The sequence below is a fragment of the Streptomyces sp. NPDC033177 genome (genome assembly GCF_055577715.1).
In genome coordinates, this window is sequence record NZ_JBVIPS010000002.1 from 899691 (window position 1) to 916147 (window position 16457).

The 16457-nt window shown below is 71.8% G+C and carries 14 protein-coding genes and 1 tRNA gene; 10 read left to right on the plus strand and 5 right to left on the minus strand.

All coding sequences use genetic code 11. The annotated features are described in order from the left end of the window. Positions 1 to 37: 37 nt before the first annotated feature. The 7 genes from ACZ5U5_RS09995 (at position 38) to ACZ5U5_RS10025 (ending at position 6526) form a co-directional block, all read left to right on the plus strand. Positions 38 to 1045, plus strand: coding sequence for a phosphatase PAP2 family protein (locus tag ACZ5U5_RS09995; RefSeq protein ID WP_469018772.1), 1008 nt, complete (start codon positions 38 to 40; stop codon positions 1043 to 1045). Beyond that, the gene (locus ACZ5U5_RS10000) at positions 996 to 2267 is read left to right on the plus strand and encodes a hypothetical protein (RefSeq protein WP_469019403.1); all 1272 of its coding nucleotides are present in this window, start codon (positions 996 to 998) and stop codon (positions 2265 to 2267) included. Before ACZ5U5_RS09995 ends, ACZ5U5_RS10000 begins: the two co-directional genes overlap by 50 nt. Next, positions 2258 to 3853, plus strand: coding sequence for a hypothetical protein (locus ACZ5U5_RS10005; protein ID WP_469018774.1), 1596 nt, complete (start codon positions 2258 to 2260; stop codon positions 3851 to 3853). The genes ACZ5U5_RS10000 and ACZ5U5_RS10005 overlap by 10 nt, the downstream gene beginning before the upstream one ends. Further along, entirely contained in the window at positions 3850 to 5205 is a 1356-nt protein-coding gene (locus ACZ5U5_RS10010) for an AAA domain-containing protein (protein ID WP_469018777.1), read from the plus strand. Before ACZ5U5_RS10005 ends, ACZ5U5_RS10010 begins: the two co-directional genes overlap by 4 nt. A 124-nt stretch (positions 5206 to 5329) precedes the next feature. Next, positions 5330 to 5704, plus strand: coding sequence for a hypothetical protein (locus ACZ5U5_RS10015; protein WP_469018779.1), 375 nt, complete (start codon positions 5330 to 5332; stop codon positions 5702 to 5704). A gap of 125 nt (positions 5705 to 5829) precedes the next feature. Next, the gene (locus tag ACZ5U5_RS10020; RefSeq protein ID WP_469018782.1) at positions 5830 to 6462 is read left to right on the plus strand and encodes a bifunctional DNA primase/polymerase; all 633 of its coding nucleotides are present in this window, start codon (positions 5830 to 5832) and stop codon (positions 6460 to 6462) included. Beyond that, positions 6453 to 6526, plus strand: a tRNA-Lys gene (locus ACZ5U5_RS10025). Before ACZ5U5_RS10020 ends, ACZ5U5_RS10025 begins: the two co-directional genes overlap by 10 nt. Before the next feature lie 86 nt (positions 6527 to 6612). Here ACZ5U5_RS10025 and ACZ5U5_RS10030 read toward each other — a convergent pair. Continuing rightward, entirely contained in the window at positions 6613 to 7893 is a 1281-nt protein-coding gene (locus ACZ5U5_RS10030) for a M6 family metalloprotease domain-containing protein (RefSeq protein ID WP_469018785.1), read from the minus strand. 327 nt (positions 7894 to 8220) lie between these two features. On the opposite strand from ACZ5U5_RS10030, the gene ACZ5U5_RS10035 reads away from it, so the two are divergent. Next, positions 8221 to 10026, plus strand: a complete 1806-nt coding sequence (locus ACZ5U5_RS10035) for a putative bifunctional diguanylate cyclase/phosphodiesterase (RefSeq protein WP_469018788.1) — start codon at positions 8221 to 8223, stop codon at positions 10024 to 10026. Between the two features lie 15 nt (positions 10027 to 10041). Here ACZ5U5_RS10035 and ACZ5U5_RS10040 read toward each other — a convergent pair whose 3' ends face one another. The 3 genes from ACZ5U5_RS10040 to ACZ5U5_RS10050 form a co-directional block, all read right to left on the minus strand. Further along, entirely contained in the window at positions 10042 to 11139 is a 1098-nt protein-coding gene (locus ACZ5U5_RS10040) for an LLM class flavin-dependent oxidoreductase (RefSeq protein ID WP_469018791.1), read from the minus strand. A 268-nt stretch (positions 11140 to 11407) separates the two neighbouring features. Further along, positions 11408 to 12145 (minus strand): maleate cis-trans isomerase family protein, encoded by a 738-nt coding sequence (locus ACZ5U5_RS10045; protein ID WP_469018794.1) that lies wholly within the window; start codon positions 12143 to 12145, stop codon positions 11408 to 11410. Positions 12146 to 12157: 12 nt separating this feature from the next. Further along, positions 12158 to 12994, minus strand: coding sequence for a maleate cis-trans isomerase family protein (locus ACZ5U5_RS10050; protein WP_469018796.1), 837 nt, complete (start codon positions 12992 to 12994; stop codon positions 12158 to 12160). Between the two features lie 329 nt (positions 12995 to 13323). Here ACZ5U5_RS10050 and ACZ5U5_RS10055 point away from each other — a divergent pair, with 329 nt between their 5' ends. Both ACZ5U5_RS10055 and ACZ5U5_RS10060 read left to right on the plus strand, forming a co-directional pair. Beyond that, positions 13324 to 14280 (plus strand): D-2-hydroxyacid dehydrogenase, encoded by a 957-nt coding sequence (locus tag ACZ5U5_RS10055; protein ID WP_469018798.1) that lies wholly within the window; start codon positions 13324 to 13326, stop codon positions 14278 to 14280. 63 nt (positions 14281 to 14343) lie between these two features. Continuing rightward, a complete protein-coding gene (locus ACZ5U5_RS10060; RefSeq protein WP_469018801.1) occupies positions 14344 to 15747 on the plus strand; it encodes an amidase in 1404 nt (467 codons plus the stop codon). Positions 15748 to 15764: 17 nt separating this feature from the next. Here the strand turns inward: ACZ5U5_RS10060 and ACZ5U5_RS10065 are convergent, their stop codons facing one another. Next, positions 15765 to 16265, minus strand: a complete 501-nt coding sequence (locus ACZ5U5_RS10065; protein ID WP_365816690.1) for a DUF3830 family protein — start codon at positions 16263 to 16265, stop codon at positions 15765 to 15767. Between the last annotated feature and the right edge of the window lie 192 nt (positions 16266 to 16457).

Genomic DNA, 16457 nt, shown 5'->3' on the forward strand with positions numbered 1-16457 from the left:
ACACCGCAGGACCAAAGACAGATGGGGGACCTACCGGATGCCGCAGACTGACGCTCCGGGCACCGGGGGCATCAGCGGGCTTCGGCTCCGCTGGTGGACGGAGCTGCCACTGATCGTTCTGGTGTACGCCGCGTACTCGGCGGGACGCCTGCTGGCCCGCGGCGATGTGGCGGGCGCGGTCGACAACGGCCTGAGCATCCTGCGCGTCGAGCAGTTCCTGCATCTCAACGCCGAGCACCCGCTGAACCGTCTCTTCACCGACCATTCCTGGATAGGTGTCCCCGCCGACTTCTGGTACGCGTCCCTGCACTACCTGGTCACGCCCTTGGTCCTCGTCTGGCTCTTCCGCAGCCGCGCGGTCCACTACCGCGCGGCGCGCGCGTGGCTGATGACCTCCACCATGATCGGCCTGGTCGGTTTCACGCTCCTGCCGACCTGCCCGCCCCGCCTGCTGAGCGAGGGGTACGGCTTCGTCGACACCATGGCGCAGTACAGCGACTTCGGCTGGTGGGGCGGTGAGGCGAGTGCGCCGCGCGGGCTCGGCGGCATGACCAACCAGTACGCGGCGATGCCCAGCCTGCATGTGGGGTGGGCGCTGTGGTGCGGGGTCGTGCTGTGGCGGCAGGGCCGTTCGCCGCTGGTCAAGACCGCGGCGGTGGCCTACCCCCTGATCACCACGATCGTCGTGATGGGCACCGCCAACCACTACTTCCTCGACGCGGTCGCGGGCGCCGCGGTGATGGGTCTCGGACTGCTTCTCGCGCAGCCGGTGCTGCGGCTCGCGGATCGCGTGAAGGCCAGGGTCAAACTGCCGTTCGATGTCGCGCGGCCTTCTCCGGGGGTCGCGGGCGGGGCCGGTCCGGCGTCCCGCGCGGGCTCGTCGACCGTCTCGTCCGCCCCAGAGTCCTCAATTGTCAGTGGGGGGTGCCAGACTTCCGTGGGTGAGCGAATTCCCCGGCCGCGCAAGCGGCCTGCCGAGCCAGGCGCCGAGCCCCGTGCCCGCCCCGCCGAAGCGGGGGACAGCACTCCGACAGCGGCTCGCTGAGCTGCGCGGACCGGACGTCCCCGCCTCGCCGCTCGACGCCCGCGCGCTCGCGGCCCTCGCCGCGAATCCGGGCTGCCGACGGCGGGCGCTGCTCGACGGCGCGGGTGTGAACAAGGCCACGCTGGCGCAGTCCCTCGGCTCCCCCGCACCCTTCGGTCAGTCGCAGTTCGCGTTCATGCGGGGCAACGCCTTCGAGGCGAAGGTCAAGGCCGACGGCGGCGCGGAGTTGCTGCGTCTGGTGCACGGCAGGCTCGGGGGCGGCCCGGAGCCGGTGCCTGGTGAGTCGTCCGTCCCGGACCTCGCCGCGGTGGGCCCCGAGGGCCGCGCGGCCCGCACCTCTCTCGCGCTGCGCGAGGCCACGGCGACGGAGGGCTGGACCCTCCTGGACCACCCCATGCTGGCGCTCGACGTCGCGGGGACGCCCGCCTTCCTCGAACCGGACGCGGTGGTGGTCCATCCGGACGGCAGCTGGACGGTCGTCGAGATCAAGTCCTTCCCGATGATCGACGGCTCGGCGGACGCCGCGAAGGTGGGCGCGGCGGCCCGCCAGTCCGCGGTGTACGCGCTCGCTCTGGAACGGGTGGCGGCCCGCATGGACCCCGCGCCCCGCATCCGGCACCACGTGCTCCTGGTCTGCCCCAAGGACTTCTCGAACCTCCCCACGGCGTCGGCGATCGACGTGCGCAAGCAGATCTCCGTGACCAGGCGCCAGTTGGCGCGCCTGACCCGCGTCGAGGACATCGCGGACGCGCTCCCCGAAGGCACCACCTTCGACGTGAACCGTCCCGCGGCCGACCTGACGGCAGCGGTGGAGTCGGTCCCGGCGACGTACGCCCCCGAGTGCCTGGCCGCCTGCGAACTGGCCTTCCACTGCCGCGAGCGCTCCCGCGAGGAGGGCGCGGTGACGGCCCTGGGCCGCTCGCTGCGGGGGGAGCTGGGCGGGCTGACGACGATCGGCGACGTCCTGTCCGCGGCCGACGGAACCTCGGGCGACCCGGACGACCCGGCGGTGGCGGCGCTGCGGAGAGCGGCGACGCTTCGGGCGGAGGCGTTGTCCTCGAGCACTTCGGTGCGGGACCGGCGCCGGGTGAACGGGTGGGAGGGCGGGGAAGATCCGTCGCGAAGCGGCGGGACGACCGACGGCCCGCAGCTGCCGACGGACAGTCGACCGCCCAAGCCCCGCGCAGCGGACCCGCAGGGGAGGGCGGATCGGTGTCGCTGATCGATAACCTCGCCCGCCTGGAGGCGGTAGCAACAGGCACCGCCCAGCCGAGAGCAACGGCAAGGCACCGCCATCTCTCCCAGCGCCCCCTCGTCCTCGTCCCCCTCATCACCGCCGGTGAGGCCGGCGCCCCGCTCGGCGCGCTCGTCGGCACGGAGCGCACCTCGCCCCGCGTCCTCGTCGTACCCCAGCCCCGCGACCGCGACCTGCGCTTCACCTTCCTGGCCCAACTCGCGGACACCGTCCTGGAGTACGTCGACTCGTTCACGGACGACGTCGAGGCGGCGGAACGCAGCGAGACGGACCCCGAGACCGGCAAGCGCGTCAAGGTGGAGGTCGAACTCTGCTCGGACGCACCGCAGTTGATCGTCCCCAGCCGCGCGGGCATCGACTTCGTACGGCTCATCGGCCGCTCCACCCGCTTCCGCCGCACCGCCGAGCAGGACCCGGAGACCCCGTATCCCGCCCCGCCCCGCGTCCCCCTCCTGGGCCGCTGGCTGACCCACTTCGGGGAGCGCGCCCGCGTCCCGGGCTCCTCCCTCCTCGTCGCCATGACCGACCTGCTCTCCCGGCACTGGGCCACCGGCCAGTCCAGCCTGGAGGACCAGCATCTGGGTGCCCTGCTCGCCTGGATCGAGGCCCCGGAAGGCACCTCGGGCGCCGACGCCGCGCTCCGCGCCGAGCTGGCCCGGGACAAGGACGGCCAGTTGCTCTGCCCGCCCGCGGGCCCCGCCACGGACCCGGCGTTCGACAACCGTCTGCTCGCCCCGGCCATCGAGCGTTACGACCGCGCGCGCGGCGTCCTCGCCACCGCGGAAGACGGCATCCAGGCGGACACCCGCCTCGCCGAACTGACCGCGGCCGAGCGGGAGATCCGCTCCCTGATCGAGAGCAGGACCCGCCCCACCTGGGACGCGGTGTGGCGCGGCCTCGACGCGCTCTGCACGCTGCCCGAGGCCACGCACGCCGCCGACCGCTGGACCCGCGACCGCTGGTCGTTCACCGGTCACCGGGACCGCGTGACGGCGGGCGAACCCCCGCAGCCTCGCGTGGACGACGCGGTGACGGCGGCGAACAAGCTCGCCACGCGCGAACGCGAGCAGGCCAGGCTCGAAGCACAGGAAGCCCTGGACGACCCCCTGGTGATGGCGGGCCGCCGGCTCGCGGGCGAGGCGTTCGCAGGTGAAGTCACCGAGGTGGTCATGGCGTACAGCGAGGGCAAGAGTCCGCGGCCCCGCCCCCTGGTCACCGTCCGCACGGACGACCGCCCGCACCTGGCCGAGCGCGCCAAGGTGTACCGCTCGCTCCAAGGCAAGCCGCAGTCGGCCGAGTTCGTGACGTACGAGGCCGAGGGCGGCGCCGCTTCCGTCGTGCTGCGCATCACCGACAAGATGGGCCGCGGCAAGGAGCCCGAGCCCGGATCCTTGCCGGAGAAGGGCGACCGGATCTGCTGGACGCTCTTCGAGCACGAGCAGCGCGGCGGCCCCAAGCTGCCCGACCCCGAGGCCACTCCCTGGACCCACGGCGGCCCGCCGGGCGACGCCGCCGAGCGCCCTGACCCCGTGACGCCGGAGGACACCCTGTGAGTCCGACCGCCCCCTTCGACCGCGCCTCCTTCGACCCCGGCGCGGCGGCCGGCCGCGCCACGGACGCGATCCTGCACGACACGCTGCACGGCGCGCACCGCGGCGTGGTCGTCGACTCGCCGCCCGGCGCGGGCAAGTCGACCCTGGTCGTGCGCGCGGCCCGCGAACTGGCCGCGGCGGGACGCCCGCTGATGGTGATCGCGCAGACGAACGCGCAGGTCGACGACCTGGTCCTGCGCCTCGCCGAGAAGGACCCGGAGCTGCCGGTCGGCCGGCTGCACAGCAGCGACCCGGACGCGTACGACAAGGCGCTGGACGACCTGCCCTTCGTCCGTACGTCCACGAAGGCCGCCGACCTCGCGGGGCTCGACGTCGTGGTGTCGACCGCCGCGAAGTGGGCGCACGTCAAGGACGTGGAGCCCTGGCGGCACGCGATCGTGGACGAGGCGTACCAGATGCGGTCGGACGCGCTGCTCGCCGTGGCCGGGCTCTTCGAGCGGGCCCTGTTCGTGGGCGACCCGGGCCAGCTGGACCCGTTCTCCATCGTGGGCGCCGAGCAGTGGGCGGGCCTCGCGTACGACCCTTCGGCGAGCGCCGTGACGACGCTCCTCGCGCACAATCCCGAACTGCCCCAGCACCGCCTGCCGGTGTCCTGGCGGCTCCCGGCGTCGGCGGCCCCGCTGGTCTCCGCGGCGTTCTACCCCTACACGCCCTTCCGCAGCGGGACCGACCACGGCGACAGGGCGCTCACCTTCGGTGTGCCGTCGGACGGTTCGAGCCCGGACCGGGTGATCGACGAGGCCGCCGAGTCGGGCTGGGGCCTGCTCGAACTGCCCGCGCGCAACACACCGCGCACTGACCCCGAGGCCGTGCGTGCGGTGGCACAGGTCGTCCGGCGCCTCCTGGACCGCGGCGGCGCGGCCACGTCGGAGCGCGGCCCCGACCCCACTCCCCTGACAGCCGACCGGATCGCCGTCGGCACCGCCCACCGCGACCAGGCGGCGGCGGTGCGCGCGGCCCTCGCGGAGCTGGGCGTCGCGGACGTCACGGTGGACACAGCCAACCGGCTGCAGGGCCGTGAGTACGACGTGACGGTGGTCCTGCACCCGCTCTCCGGCCGCCCCGACGCCACCGCGTTCCACCTGGAGACGGGCCGCCTCTGCGTCCTCGCCTCCCGCCACCGCCACGCCTGCATCGTGATCTGCCGCGCGGGCGTCAGCGAACTGCTGGACGACCACCCATCCACGGAACCGGTCCAACTGGGCGTCACGGTGAAGTTCCCTGACGGCTGGGAGGCGAACCACGCGGTGCTGGCCCGCCTCGCAGAACACCGCGTGCCATGGCAGCCATGAAAACGCGCCAGGCAACACCACGTGCCATGGCGGCAGACGTAACCCCAGGCCCCTGGGCCCCCTTGCGCGGCAAGGGAGAATGGAAGATGGCCCCACGGCCGGAAACCGTACGAGGAGGAGAACCATGGCGGAGCCCGAGCGGCCCCGGACCGAGCAGCGTCTACGACCCGCGCCCCTGCTCTTCGAGCCCGCGGAAGCCACCGCCGACCCGGAGCACTTCTTCGACCTGGAGTCGATGGAGGACCCCCGGGAGCTGCTTGCCCGCGCCACCGAGCTGACGCACGCCTTCCGTGCCGCGACGGACCGCTCGGTCGAATTCCAGGCCATCGCCGCGGCCCAGCTCGCCGACCCCCGGCGCTTCGACCGGCTGACGCCCGCCGCGATCGCCGAGCGCGCCCAGTGGACCGAGGACTACGCGAAGAAGATGGTCGAGTTCGGCCGGGATCTGCTGCGCGCGGCCGGTGCCGCCGGTGCGGGAGGCGGCGGCCCGGAGGCCTGAGGGAGGCGCCCGAAAGATCACGGGCATATGCCAAGGAGGGCAAGGTACTCCTCCGCACCCGCCGCTGTCCCCATTTCTGACAACTCTCAGAAAGGGAACGCTCACCACCGGTAGATGTAGTTGCCATGAGCAGCACACGTCTCCACCCGGGCCCCGACCCCGCCCGCGTCCAGGACATCTCCGACGTCACGGCCGAGGGAGCCGCCTGGCTCGCCTCAGCGGAAACGTATCCGCGCAGCACGCTCGCCCACTGGCGCAGCCGCCCCACCGCCCCCGCCGTCCTCCCCTGCGGCGCCGTCTTCGACGTGGTGAGCGTCCCCGCGGTCTTCGGCCGGCGCATGCTCGACCGTTTATGGGAAGACGGCCCCGGCTCGGGCCCCGTCGCCGCGCACCGCGGCCGCATGCTGCTCTTCGCCGCTCCGGGGACCGCCCAGCGGCTGCCCTCGCTCCTGGAGTGGGAGGAGTGGGGCCGAGCCGTGCCCGGCATCCTCTGCCACGGCATGGGGGATGCCGTGACGGTGCCGCCGGTGACCCCGGAAACCCGGGGCGCCGCGCCCTCCGGCCGCCTGGACGGGCACCTCGAATCGCGCTGGCTGGTGGCCCCCGATGCCCGCCACCCCTGGCTTCCCGGCCCAGAGGTCATGCTCTGGGCGTGCGTCCGCGCGGCCCGTGCGGCAGCCGGCTCGGCGGTCCGTATATCGATTTTTCCTGGCGGCGATCAGGGTGCTAAGGTCTACGACGTCAGCAGGCGCCGCTAGCTCAGTTGGTTAGAGCAGCTGACTCTTAATCAGCGGGTCCGGGGTTCGAGTCCCTGGCGGCGCACAGACAGAAAGAAGCCCCTCGCGCAAGCGGGGGGCTTCTTTCATGCCCAGGCACAGCACACGGCACCCAGCACCCGCAGGGCCCCCTCAGCCCACCGACACGTTCACGTTCCACGCCCCCGACGCCGTACGCCCCTCCACCTCGACCCGCACGTTCTCGTCCGGCACCGTGAAGCTCTCGCCCGTCGCCACCGGCGCGTCCGCGAGCGGCGGATACACCGAGTCGGTCCAGCACGCCTCCGAGTCCGGGTGGGCGTCGATCACCTCGACCGGGCCGCCGCCGGACGGCGCCTCGTTGCGTACGCGGTAGACCAGCACCCCCTCGCTGCACGTGGCCCGGTCGTTGCCCGCCGCGGCCCGCGCCTCGAAGACGATCGCGCTGCCACGGCCCGTGCGGACGACCGCCAGCTTCGTGCCGCCGATGCCCCCGCGCGTGGGCCGCGTCGACAGCGGATCCAGGGTCAGCCGCCGCCCCTCGCCCTCCACACACGCCACCTGCCGCCGGTCCAGCCAGCCGAGCTTCCACTTGTGCCAGCCGAAGAGGTCCGGGGAGAGCCCGAACTGGCTGCCCATGACGTCCCAGTCGCCGACGTGCGTGTCCCAGTCGCCGTCGCCGTCCGTCGGCCGGTGGTAGAGGTCGGGCAGGTCGAAGACGTGCCCTGTCTCGTGGGCCAGGACGTTGCGGTCCGGCGGATGGCGCTCGAAGACCGTGACGATGCGCTTGATGTCGGCGCCGTCCGCCCGCATGGGTTGGTCGAAGTTGACGACCTTCGTGGCGTCCGAGTCGACGCCGGGGGCGTCCGGGTCGGCGACGAAGTAGACGACGTCGTACTGCGAGAAGTCGACGTGCGGATCGGCGGCGGCCACCGCGTCCCGCAGATAGGCGCTGCGCCGGGAGGCGTTCCAGTCGCGCTGTATGGCGTACGAGGTGGAGGCGTCCGGCATCTGCACCCACTCGCGCCGTGGATGCGGCCGCAGGGCGAACTTGCCGTAGGAGGCGCGTTCGAAGAACTGGCTGGTGGCGGGGAAGTAGTCGGCCGTCAGAGCCTCGGTGGCGAGCTGAGGCGGGGAGTCGGGGAAGGAGAGGAAGACCATCACGGCGTCGAGGGCCCGGTCGGGGCGCGTATAGGCGCCGTTCCAGGTGTCCAGGCCCTCCGAGTGATGCGCCCCTGTGCGCTGCAGCGCACAGGGGACGGCCGAGGTCTGCGCGCTCGCGGGGCCCGCGACGAGCCCCGTGGCGGCAAGGGCGGTCAGGGACGTAAGGACGGCGGCCGTGCTGCGCAACCGGGGTCTCTCCCCTCCACGGGTGAGTCCCCAGGGGGGTAGCTGACGCGGCACGTCCACCTCCGGATGCGGATTACGGGGCATCCCACCCACCCTGTGCATCTTTTTTCTGTTATGCCCTGTTTGTCTGGGCCAGCCGGGTGACGCGCCACTCCCGGAGTGCTCACGGAACGTCACAAGTTGTCGTCGGGCTGATGGAGGCGTAAAGGAAGCAGTACACGGGCGAGCAGAAACGATCTGTCGCCGGGCAGGTGCCACATCCGCGCCGGGCATGCGCCTGTCCTATGCCCTGCGCGGCCGCCACGCGGCACCGCTCCATGGCTGGATGCGCCCTCGGGCCAGCCCCTATGATCGGCACACTTTCCTGCGCGGGCCCGGCCTCGCCGAACAACTGCACTGCGGGAGCAAGTGGTGAACGGAACGTCTGAAGGCCAAGCGCCCACAGCGGTCACAGCATCCGACCTCGCCAGGGCGCCCCTCACGGAGCGTCGCCATCGGGGGCAGCGGCCCGACCACCGAGCCGCTTTCGCCGCCGCCCCGCTCGCCCTCGGCGTCGTGGACGGCGACGGCCTCGTCATCGACGCCAACGACGCGCTCGCCGAGCTGCTCGGTGTGACCCCGGGCGAGCTCGCGGGACGTCTGGCCGCCGATCTGGTGGACCTGGCGTCGGACGCGCGCACCTGGCACGCGTACCGCGAGGTGCTCCGGGGCCGCCAGGCGAAGCTGCGCTGCACCCGGCGCCTGAAACACCCCGACGGGCACTCGCTGTGGGTCCAGGTCACGGTCTCGCCGATGCCCGGCGGGCGTACGGTGCTGCTCGCCGCCACCGACATCAGCGCGCGCCGCGAGCTCCAGGCCCGGCTGCGGCACCTGCAGATGCACGACCCGGTGACCCGGCTGCCCAACCGCAGCCTGTTCTTCGAGCGGCTCGCCGCCGCGCTCGAAGCGGGTGCGTACGACGACACCGGCACCGGCCGTATCGGCCTCTGCTACCTGGACCTCGACGGGTTCAAGGCGGTCAACGACACCCTCGGCCACCGGGTCGGCGACCGGCTGCTCGCGGCCGTCGCGGAGCGGCTCACGCGGTGCGCCGACGAGGCGGGGCAGGGCAGAACGGCGACGCCGCTGGTGGCGCGGCTCGGGGGTGACGAGTTCGCCCTGCTCGTGGAGGACTCCACGGGCACGGACCAGCTGGCCGACCTCGCCGAGACGGCACTCAAGGCGCTGCAGGAACCGTTCGACCTGGCGGGCCAGCGGCTCTCCGTCTCGGCGTCGATCGGTGTCGTGGAGCGGCGGGCCGCGGGGACCACGACGACCTGCCTGATGCAGGCGGCCGACACGACGCTCTACTGGGCGAAGTCGGACGGCAAAGCACGCTGGACGCTCTTCGACCCCGAGCGCAACGCCCACCGCATGACCCGCCAGACGCTGTCGAGTTCACTGCGTCCGGCCGTCGAGCGCGGTGAATTCCTGCTCGACTACCAGCCGTTGGTGCGCCTGGAGGACGGCGGAGTGCGGGGGGTCGAGGCACTGGTGCGGTGGCAGCATCCGCGCTTCGGCCTGCTGACGCCGAATCGGTTCATCGGACTGGCCGAGGAGGACGGTTCGATCGTGCAGCTGGGCCGTTGGGTGCTGCGGACGGCGTGCCGCCAGGCCCGGCAGTGGCAGCTGGAGCACCCGGAGCGGCCGCCGGTCTTCGTGAGCGTCAATGTCGCGGTGCGCCAGGTGTGGGACTCGGATCTGGTGGCCGACGTCGCGGAGATCCTCGCCGAGACCGGACTCACCCCCGAACTGCTCCAGTTGGAACTCACCGAGTCGGCGGTGATGGGCTCGACGGGCCGGCCGCTGCAGGCTCTCCAGTCGCTCAGCGACATGGGGGTGCGGATCGCCATCGACGACTTCGGCACGGGGTACTCGAACCTGGCGTATCTGAGCCGGCTCCCGGTGTCCGTCCTCAAACTGGACGGCTCCTTCGTACGCGGCTTCCAGTACGACGCCGAGGCGGGCGAGGCGCACATCAACCCCGCGGACGAGGTCATCGTCGAGGCCTTGGTGCAACTCGCGCACCGGCTGGGCCTGACCGTCACCGCGGAGTGCGTGGAGACCACGTCACAGGCGGCGCGGCTGCGGCGGATCGGGTGCGACACCGGGCAGGGGTGGCTGTACTCCCGCCCGGTGGCGCCGGATCGTATCTCCGCCTTGCTGGCTGCGGGTTGAGGCCTGCTTCGCCGGTCAGGCCGAAGGCAGTCCGTAGGCGTCCGCGATCAACTCGTAGGACCGCAGACGCACTTCGCCGCTGTGCGCGTTGGCGGTGATCATCAACTCGTCGGCGCCGGTGCGCTTGGCGAGGTCGTCGAGGCCGGTGCGGACCTGATCGGCGGCGCCGTGAATGACGTTGGAGTTCCAGCTGTTGATGAAGTCCCGCTCCATCTCGCTGAATTCGTACGCCTCGGCCTCCTCGGGAGTCGGGACGAGCCCCGGCTTCCCGGTCCGAAGCCGGACCATGTTCAGGGCGGCGGCGAGGACCTGCCGCCGAGCTTCGTTCTCGTCATCGGTGGCCAACGCGGAGACGCCGATCAGGGCGTACGGGGCGTCGAGCACCGCGGACGGCTTGAACGACTCCCGGTAGAGGTCGAGCGCCGGGATGGTGTTCTGCGCGGAGAAGTGGTGCGCGAAGGCGAACGGCAGGCCGAGGACCCCGGCAAGGCGGGCGCTGAACCCGGAGGAGCCGAGCAGCCACAGGGGCGGGCGGTGCGGGGACTGGACGCCGCCGGGCGAGGTGGCCTGGACGGGGCCGGGGACGGCGTGGATACGGCTGTACGGGTGGCCGTCGGGGAAGTCGTCGTCCAGGAAGCGGGTGAGTTCGGCGAGCTGCTGCGGGAAGTCGTCGGCGCCTTCATTGAGCCGGTCGGTCCTGCGCAGCGCGGCGGCGGTCGCGCCGTCCGTGCCCGGGGCGCGGCCGAGGCCCAGGTCGATCCGGCCCGGGGCCATGGCCTCCAGGGTGCCGAACTGCTCCGCGATGACGAGGGGGGCGTGGTTGGGCAGCATGACGCCGCCCGAGCCCAGGCGGATGCGCTCGGTGCGGGCGGCGAGGTGGGCGAGGATGACCGCCGGGGACGAGGAGGCCACGCCCGGCATGGAGTGGTGCTCGGCCACCCAGTAGCGGTGGTATCCGCGCCCCTCCGCCAGCTCGGCGATCTCCACGCTCTTCTTCAGGGCGTCGGTGGCGGTCCGTCCCGCCCCCACGGTCACCAGGTCGAGCACGGAGAGCGGGACCGGCGCGCTGCCGTGCCGCTCGCCGCGGATGTCGTCGCTCGGGTCCACTGTCACGGGGTCCTGCCTCCTGCTGCGCGTGCGTGTGCGGTGCGTACTGCTTCGCAGACCTAACAGGAGGTGGACTCCGCTTTATTCCCGTGGGGTGCCCTTGACCGTTCGAACCCTTCCCACCCACCCGCCCGATTGCCCCGCGGCAGCCCCTGGGCGAACAGGCATTTCCCGCCCACCCGCCCGATTGCCCCGCAGCAGTCCCTGGGCGATCAGGCGTTATCCGCCCGCCCGATCGCCCCGCAGTCGGCCAGGACCGACATGCCGGCGGGGGCTACCCCTTCACCTGCACCACCGGCTCCTTCGTGAACAGTGCGCCCAGGCTCGGGGCGTTCACCCTGCGGGTGGCCAGGCGCAGGGCCTCCCAGACGGTCACCTGGTTCGCTGTCAGGACCGGTTTGCCGAGGTCCTGCTCCAGGTCGTGGATGTACGCCGCCGTGTGCAGCGCCGTGTCGGGCAGGAGGAGCGCCTCCGCGTCGGGGTGGTCGCCCGCGCGGGCCATGGCCAGCACCTCGTCCCAGCCCCACGTGCCGACCTCCGCCGCCGTGATGATGCCGTTCCCCTGCGTGGAGACGACCTCCACGCCGGACGCCTTCAGGAACGAGGCGAAGAGTCCCGCCACGTCCTCGGGATACGTCGCCGCGACTGCGACCCGCCCCGCCCCCACCTCACGTACGGCGTGGGCGAACGCGAAGGACGTGCTGGACGCCGGGAGACCCGCCGACCGGGCCAGGGCGCGGACCTGGTCGTGCGCGCCCTCCCAGCCGAAGACGAAGCTCGCGCTGGTGCAGGCCCACACCACCGCCTCCGCCCCGGCGAGGCGCAACTCCTCGACCCCGGCGGCGAGCCGTTTCGGCGACCCCATCTCCAGGAGGGCGTCGACCCGGTGCGCGTCCTCGCCGATGTCGGTGTGGACGACCTGGAGCCGGACATCACTCCCCAGCATCTGCTCCATGCGGGGGTAGTCGTCCTCAGCCGAGTGACCCGGATAGAGGAAACCAAGTGCGGTCACTTCCAGCCTCCTTCAAGGCAGCGTTGGTGGTCCTTCAGGCAGACCCTGACCCGGATCGAGCGGCAGTACACCTGGCAGTTCGCCCGGTGCCGGTACCGGACCCGCGCCCGGCCTCGCGCTCGGATTGATCAGCGCCTGGTAGGGCCCTACCGCATGCGTACCCAGCCGGCGCAGGGCGGACCACATCGTCACCTGGTTCGCGGAGATCACCGGCATCCGCAGCTCGGCCTCCAGCTGTGGGATGACGTCGTACGTCGCCAGGTTCGTGCAGCTGATGAACAGCGCGTCGGCACCGCCGAGCACCGCCCGCCGCGCCATGTCCGCCACGTCCTTGTACGGCACCTTCCAGATGTGCCTGGTCAGGCCCAGGTAGGCGCGACCGGTGACAGACACACCGGATTCGGCCAGATAGTGCTCCAGGGACTGCGTCACCGACCAGGTGTAGGGCGTGACGAGCGCGATGCGCCGCGCGCCCAGGTCGGTCAGCGCTTCGAGCAACGCGCCCGAGGTCGTGACGGAGGAGACCGCGCCCTCGCGGGTCATGGCCTCGCACATCGCCCGCTCGCCGGCGATGCCGCCGACGAAGCTGCCCGACGTGCAGGCGTACGCGAGGACTTCGGGTTCGGCGGCGCTCAGCGCCCGCACCGCCTCGCCGAGTGTTTCGTGCTCGCTGACGAGTCGTGCCAGGTCAAGGCTTACCTCGACGGGAACGTACGGAGTGCGGGTCAGATGGAGGGAGACCTCGTCCGGCACCCAGCGCCAGAGTTCCCGGTCGAGGGCGAAGTCGAAAGGGGCGACGACACCTACACCGCGTTGAGGGTGTGGTCCGCCGAGGAAGGAGACGTCCATGAGCAGGCCCCAAGTTCGTGCGTGCGTGCAATGGAGGGACCGGCCGGGGGCCGGGAGATGCGGAACCGGCGACGCGCCGGGACGTCGGGATGGGGCAGAAGGCGCGAAGAAAGCGCTACAGAGTGTGCTACGGCCTCATACGGAGCGTACTCAGCCACGGGGTGCTTGTGATAGAGCACCTCTGTTGACGAAGGTAGTTTCAGGTGCGAGCGTGGTCAATCCGCGCATCTCAGACGGCTCTGGCCGACACAACTCAGGGAAGCGGACTCTCATTGCGAAACGGTTTCTCCCCGATGTCCGAATCAACGTCCGACTCAGCGTCTGATCCGATGTCCGAAACAACCGTTCTGGTCCTTGACGCCCCGTCCCCCGCCCCGCCGCCCCGCCTCGGCAGCCTCACCGGCCGCGCCCGCATCGTGCACGCGGACGCCGACACCCTGGCGGAGCAACTCCCCCACGCCGACGTGCTGCTGGTGTGGGACTTCCTCTCGGATGCCGTACGGCTCGCGTGGCCGGGCGCGGGCCCGCGGCCGCGCTGGGTGCACACTGCGAGCGCCGGCGTGGACCGCCTCATGTGCCCGGAGCTCGCCGAGTCCGACACGCTGGTCACCAACGCCCGCGGCGTCTTCGACCAGCCCATCGCCGAGTACGTGGCGGCCCTCGTCCTGGCCATGGCCAAGGACCTGCCGCGCACCCTCCAGCTCCAGGACGAACGCACCTGGCAGCACCGCGAGACCCAGCGTGTCGCGCGTACGCGCGCGTGCGTCGTGGGTTCGGGGCCGATCGGGCACGCCATCGTCCGGATGCTCAAGGGCCTGGGGATCATCACCGCCCTGGTGGGGCGCAGCGCGCGGAACGGCGTACACGGGCCCGACGAGCTCGACCGGCTGATGGCGCGCGCCGACTGGGTGGTGTGCGCGGCGCCCCTCACGGACGACACGCGCGGCATGTTCGACGCGCGGCGCTTCGGGATGATGCAGCCGTCGGCACGCTTCATCAACATCGGGCGCGGCGCGCTCGTCGTCGAGGACGATCTCGCGGCCGCCCTGTCGAAGCGGTGGATCGCGGGCGCGGCGCTGGACGTCTTCGAGCACGAGCCGCTGCCCGCTGACAGCCCGCTGTGGACGGCGCCGGGGCTCATCGTGTCCCCGCACATGAGCGGCGACACGGTGGGCTGGCGCGATGAACTGGGCGCGCAGTTCGTGGAGTTGTACGAGGAGTGGGCGGCCGGGCGGCCTCTTTCCAATGTGGTCGACAAGAAGCGTGGGTATGTACCCGGGAATTGATCACTCCCGAGCCACTCCCCACCCCCTGAGGCGAGCCACTTCCCTCCCCCTTGAGGAGCGTGCATGACCGAGCTCACGGATCTCACCGCGGTACAACTCGTCGAGGCCTACCGCAAGGGCGAATGCAGTCCGGTCGACGCGACACGTGCGGTGCTGCGCAGGGCCGAGGAAGTGCAGCCCGCGGTGAACGCCTTCGTGCGCGTGGACGGCGAACAAGCCCTGGCGCAGGCCGAGGAGAGCGCCGGGCGGTGGCGGCGCGGTGAACCGCAGGGCCTCCTCGACGGGGTGCCGGTCACCGTCAAGGACATCCTGTTGCAGCGCGGCGGACCGACGCTGCGGGGCTCGAAGACCATCCGTGAGGACGGGACTTGGGACGAGGACGCGCCCTCGGTCGCGCGGCTGCGTGAGCACGGCGCGGTGTTCATCGGCAAGACGACGACACCCGAGTTCGGCTGGAAGGGCGTCACGGACAGCCCGCAGAGCGGGATCACGCGCAACCCGTACGACACCTCACGTACCGCGGGCGGTTCGAGCGGCGGCAGCGCGGCGGCCGTGGCGCTCGGTGCGGCGCCGGTGTCGCTGGGCACGGACGGCGGTGGCTCGGTTCGCATCCCTGGCGCCTTCTGCGGCATCTTCGCGCTGAAGCCGACGTACGGCCGGGTGCCGCTGTACCCCGCGTCCGCGTTCGGCACGCTCGCGCACGTCGGCCCCATGACGCGGGACGCGGCGGACGCGGCGCTCGTGATGGACGTCATCAGCGGCCCCGACCCCCGTGACTGGTCGCAGCTCGGTCCGGTGGCGGACAGTTTCAGCGCGGGTATCGAAGGCGGCGTACGCGGCCTGCGCATCGCGTACTCGCCCTCGCTCGGCGGTCAGGTCGCGGTGCGGCCCGCGGTCGCCGCCGCGGTGCGGCAGGCGGTGGAGTCCCTCGCCGCGCAGGGTGCGTACGTCGAGGAGACGGACCCCGACTTCACGGACCCGGTGGAGGCTTTCCACACGCTGTGGTTCAGCGGCGCCGCGCGGGTGACCCAGCATCTGCCGCCGGACCGGCGCGAGTTGCTCGACCCGGGGCTGCGCGACATCTGTGCGCAGGGCGCCCAATACAGCGCGCTCGACTACCTTGCGGCAGTCGACGTACGCATGGAGCTCGGCCGTCGCATGGGCCGCTTCCACCAGACGTATGACCTCCTGGTCACTCCGACGTTGCCGATCACCGCGTTCGAGGCGGGGGCGGAGGTACCGAAAGGTTCCGGCCATCGTCGATGGACCGGATGGACCCCTTTCACGTACCCCTTCAACTTGACGCAGCAGCCCGCCGCGACCGTCCCGTGCGGGGTGGACAGGGAGGGGCTGCCCGTCGGCGTCCAGATCGTGGGGGCGCGGCACGCGGACGCGCTCGTCCTGCGGGCCGCGCACGCGTTGTACGAAGCGGGCAGCGCGGGGATCGCGCCGCCCGCCCTTGACTGAACCTGCGGGCCCGCGGCCTACGCTCTGCGGAAGTTCAGCGTCTCGCCCTGCGCGCCGGCGCGCCACAGGTCGTTGCAGGCCTCGGCCATCCGGTCGAGGCCGTCGACCACCTGCCCCCAGACGATGCCGGGGACCCAGCCGACGTCACCGTTGAGCAGCAGGTTGTTGCGTTCATAGAAGAGGGCGAGGTCCACGACCGTGGCGCCCGCCTTGACGTCCGCGGCCGGTTCGTACCCATAGGACTGTGTGCCCAACTGCGTCCCGTTGAACGAGAAATAGCAGAGGTCGCCGGGAATGGGGGTGACTGTCGGGTTCTCCAGGGGCGGCTCGCGGTCCGCGAAAGCCGGAAAGAGGGCGTAGATCTCATTGCGGGCGTACTTCGCGTGATAGACGTCCTCGCTGAGCGGAAGCGCCTCCCACACCGCCTCGCAGGTCAACGGGGCCCGGTCGTCGAGCAGCTTTGCCGTGCACTGAACTCCCCGCTTGGCGAGGGAGACTTCGATGAATCGGTCTGCCATGTGTCCCATGCTCCTCCCTGGGTCAAGACCACAACGATTGCATCAGGGGCTGAAATTGGCCCGCATATTCCGCGTCGAGTCGGGTAGCCGCGCGCCCATGGCTCCACCACTTTGGAACAACCCAGAGAGCAATGAGACAGAGAGCTCCCGCGCCGACGGCCCGGGACCGAGTGCGGTGCCCAGAAACACGGG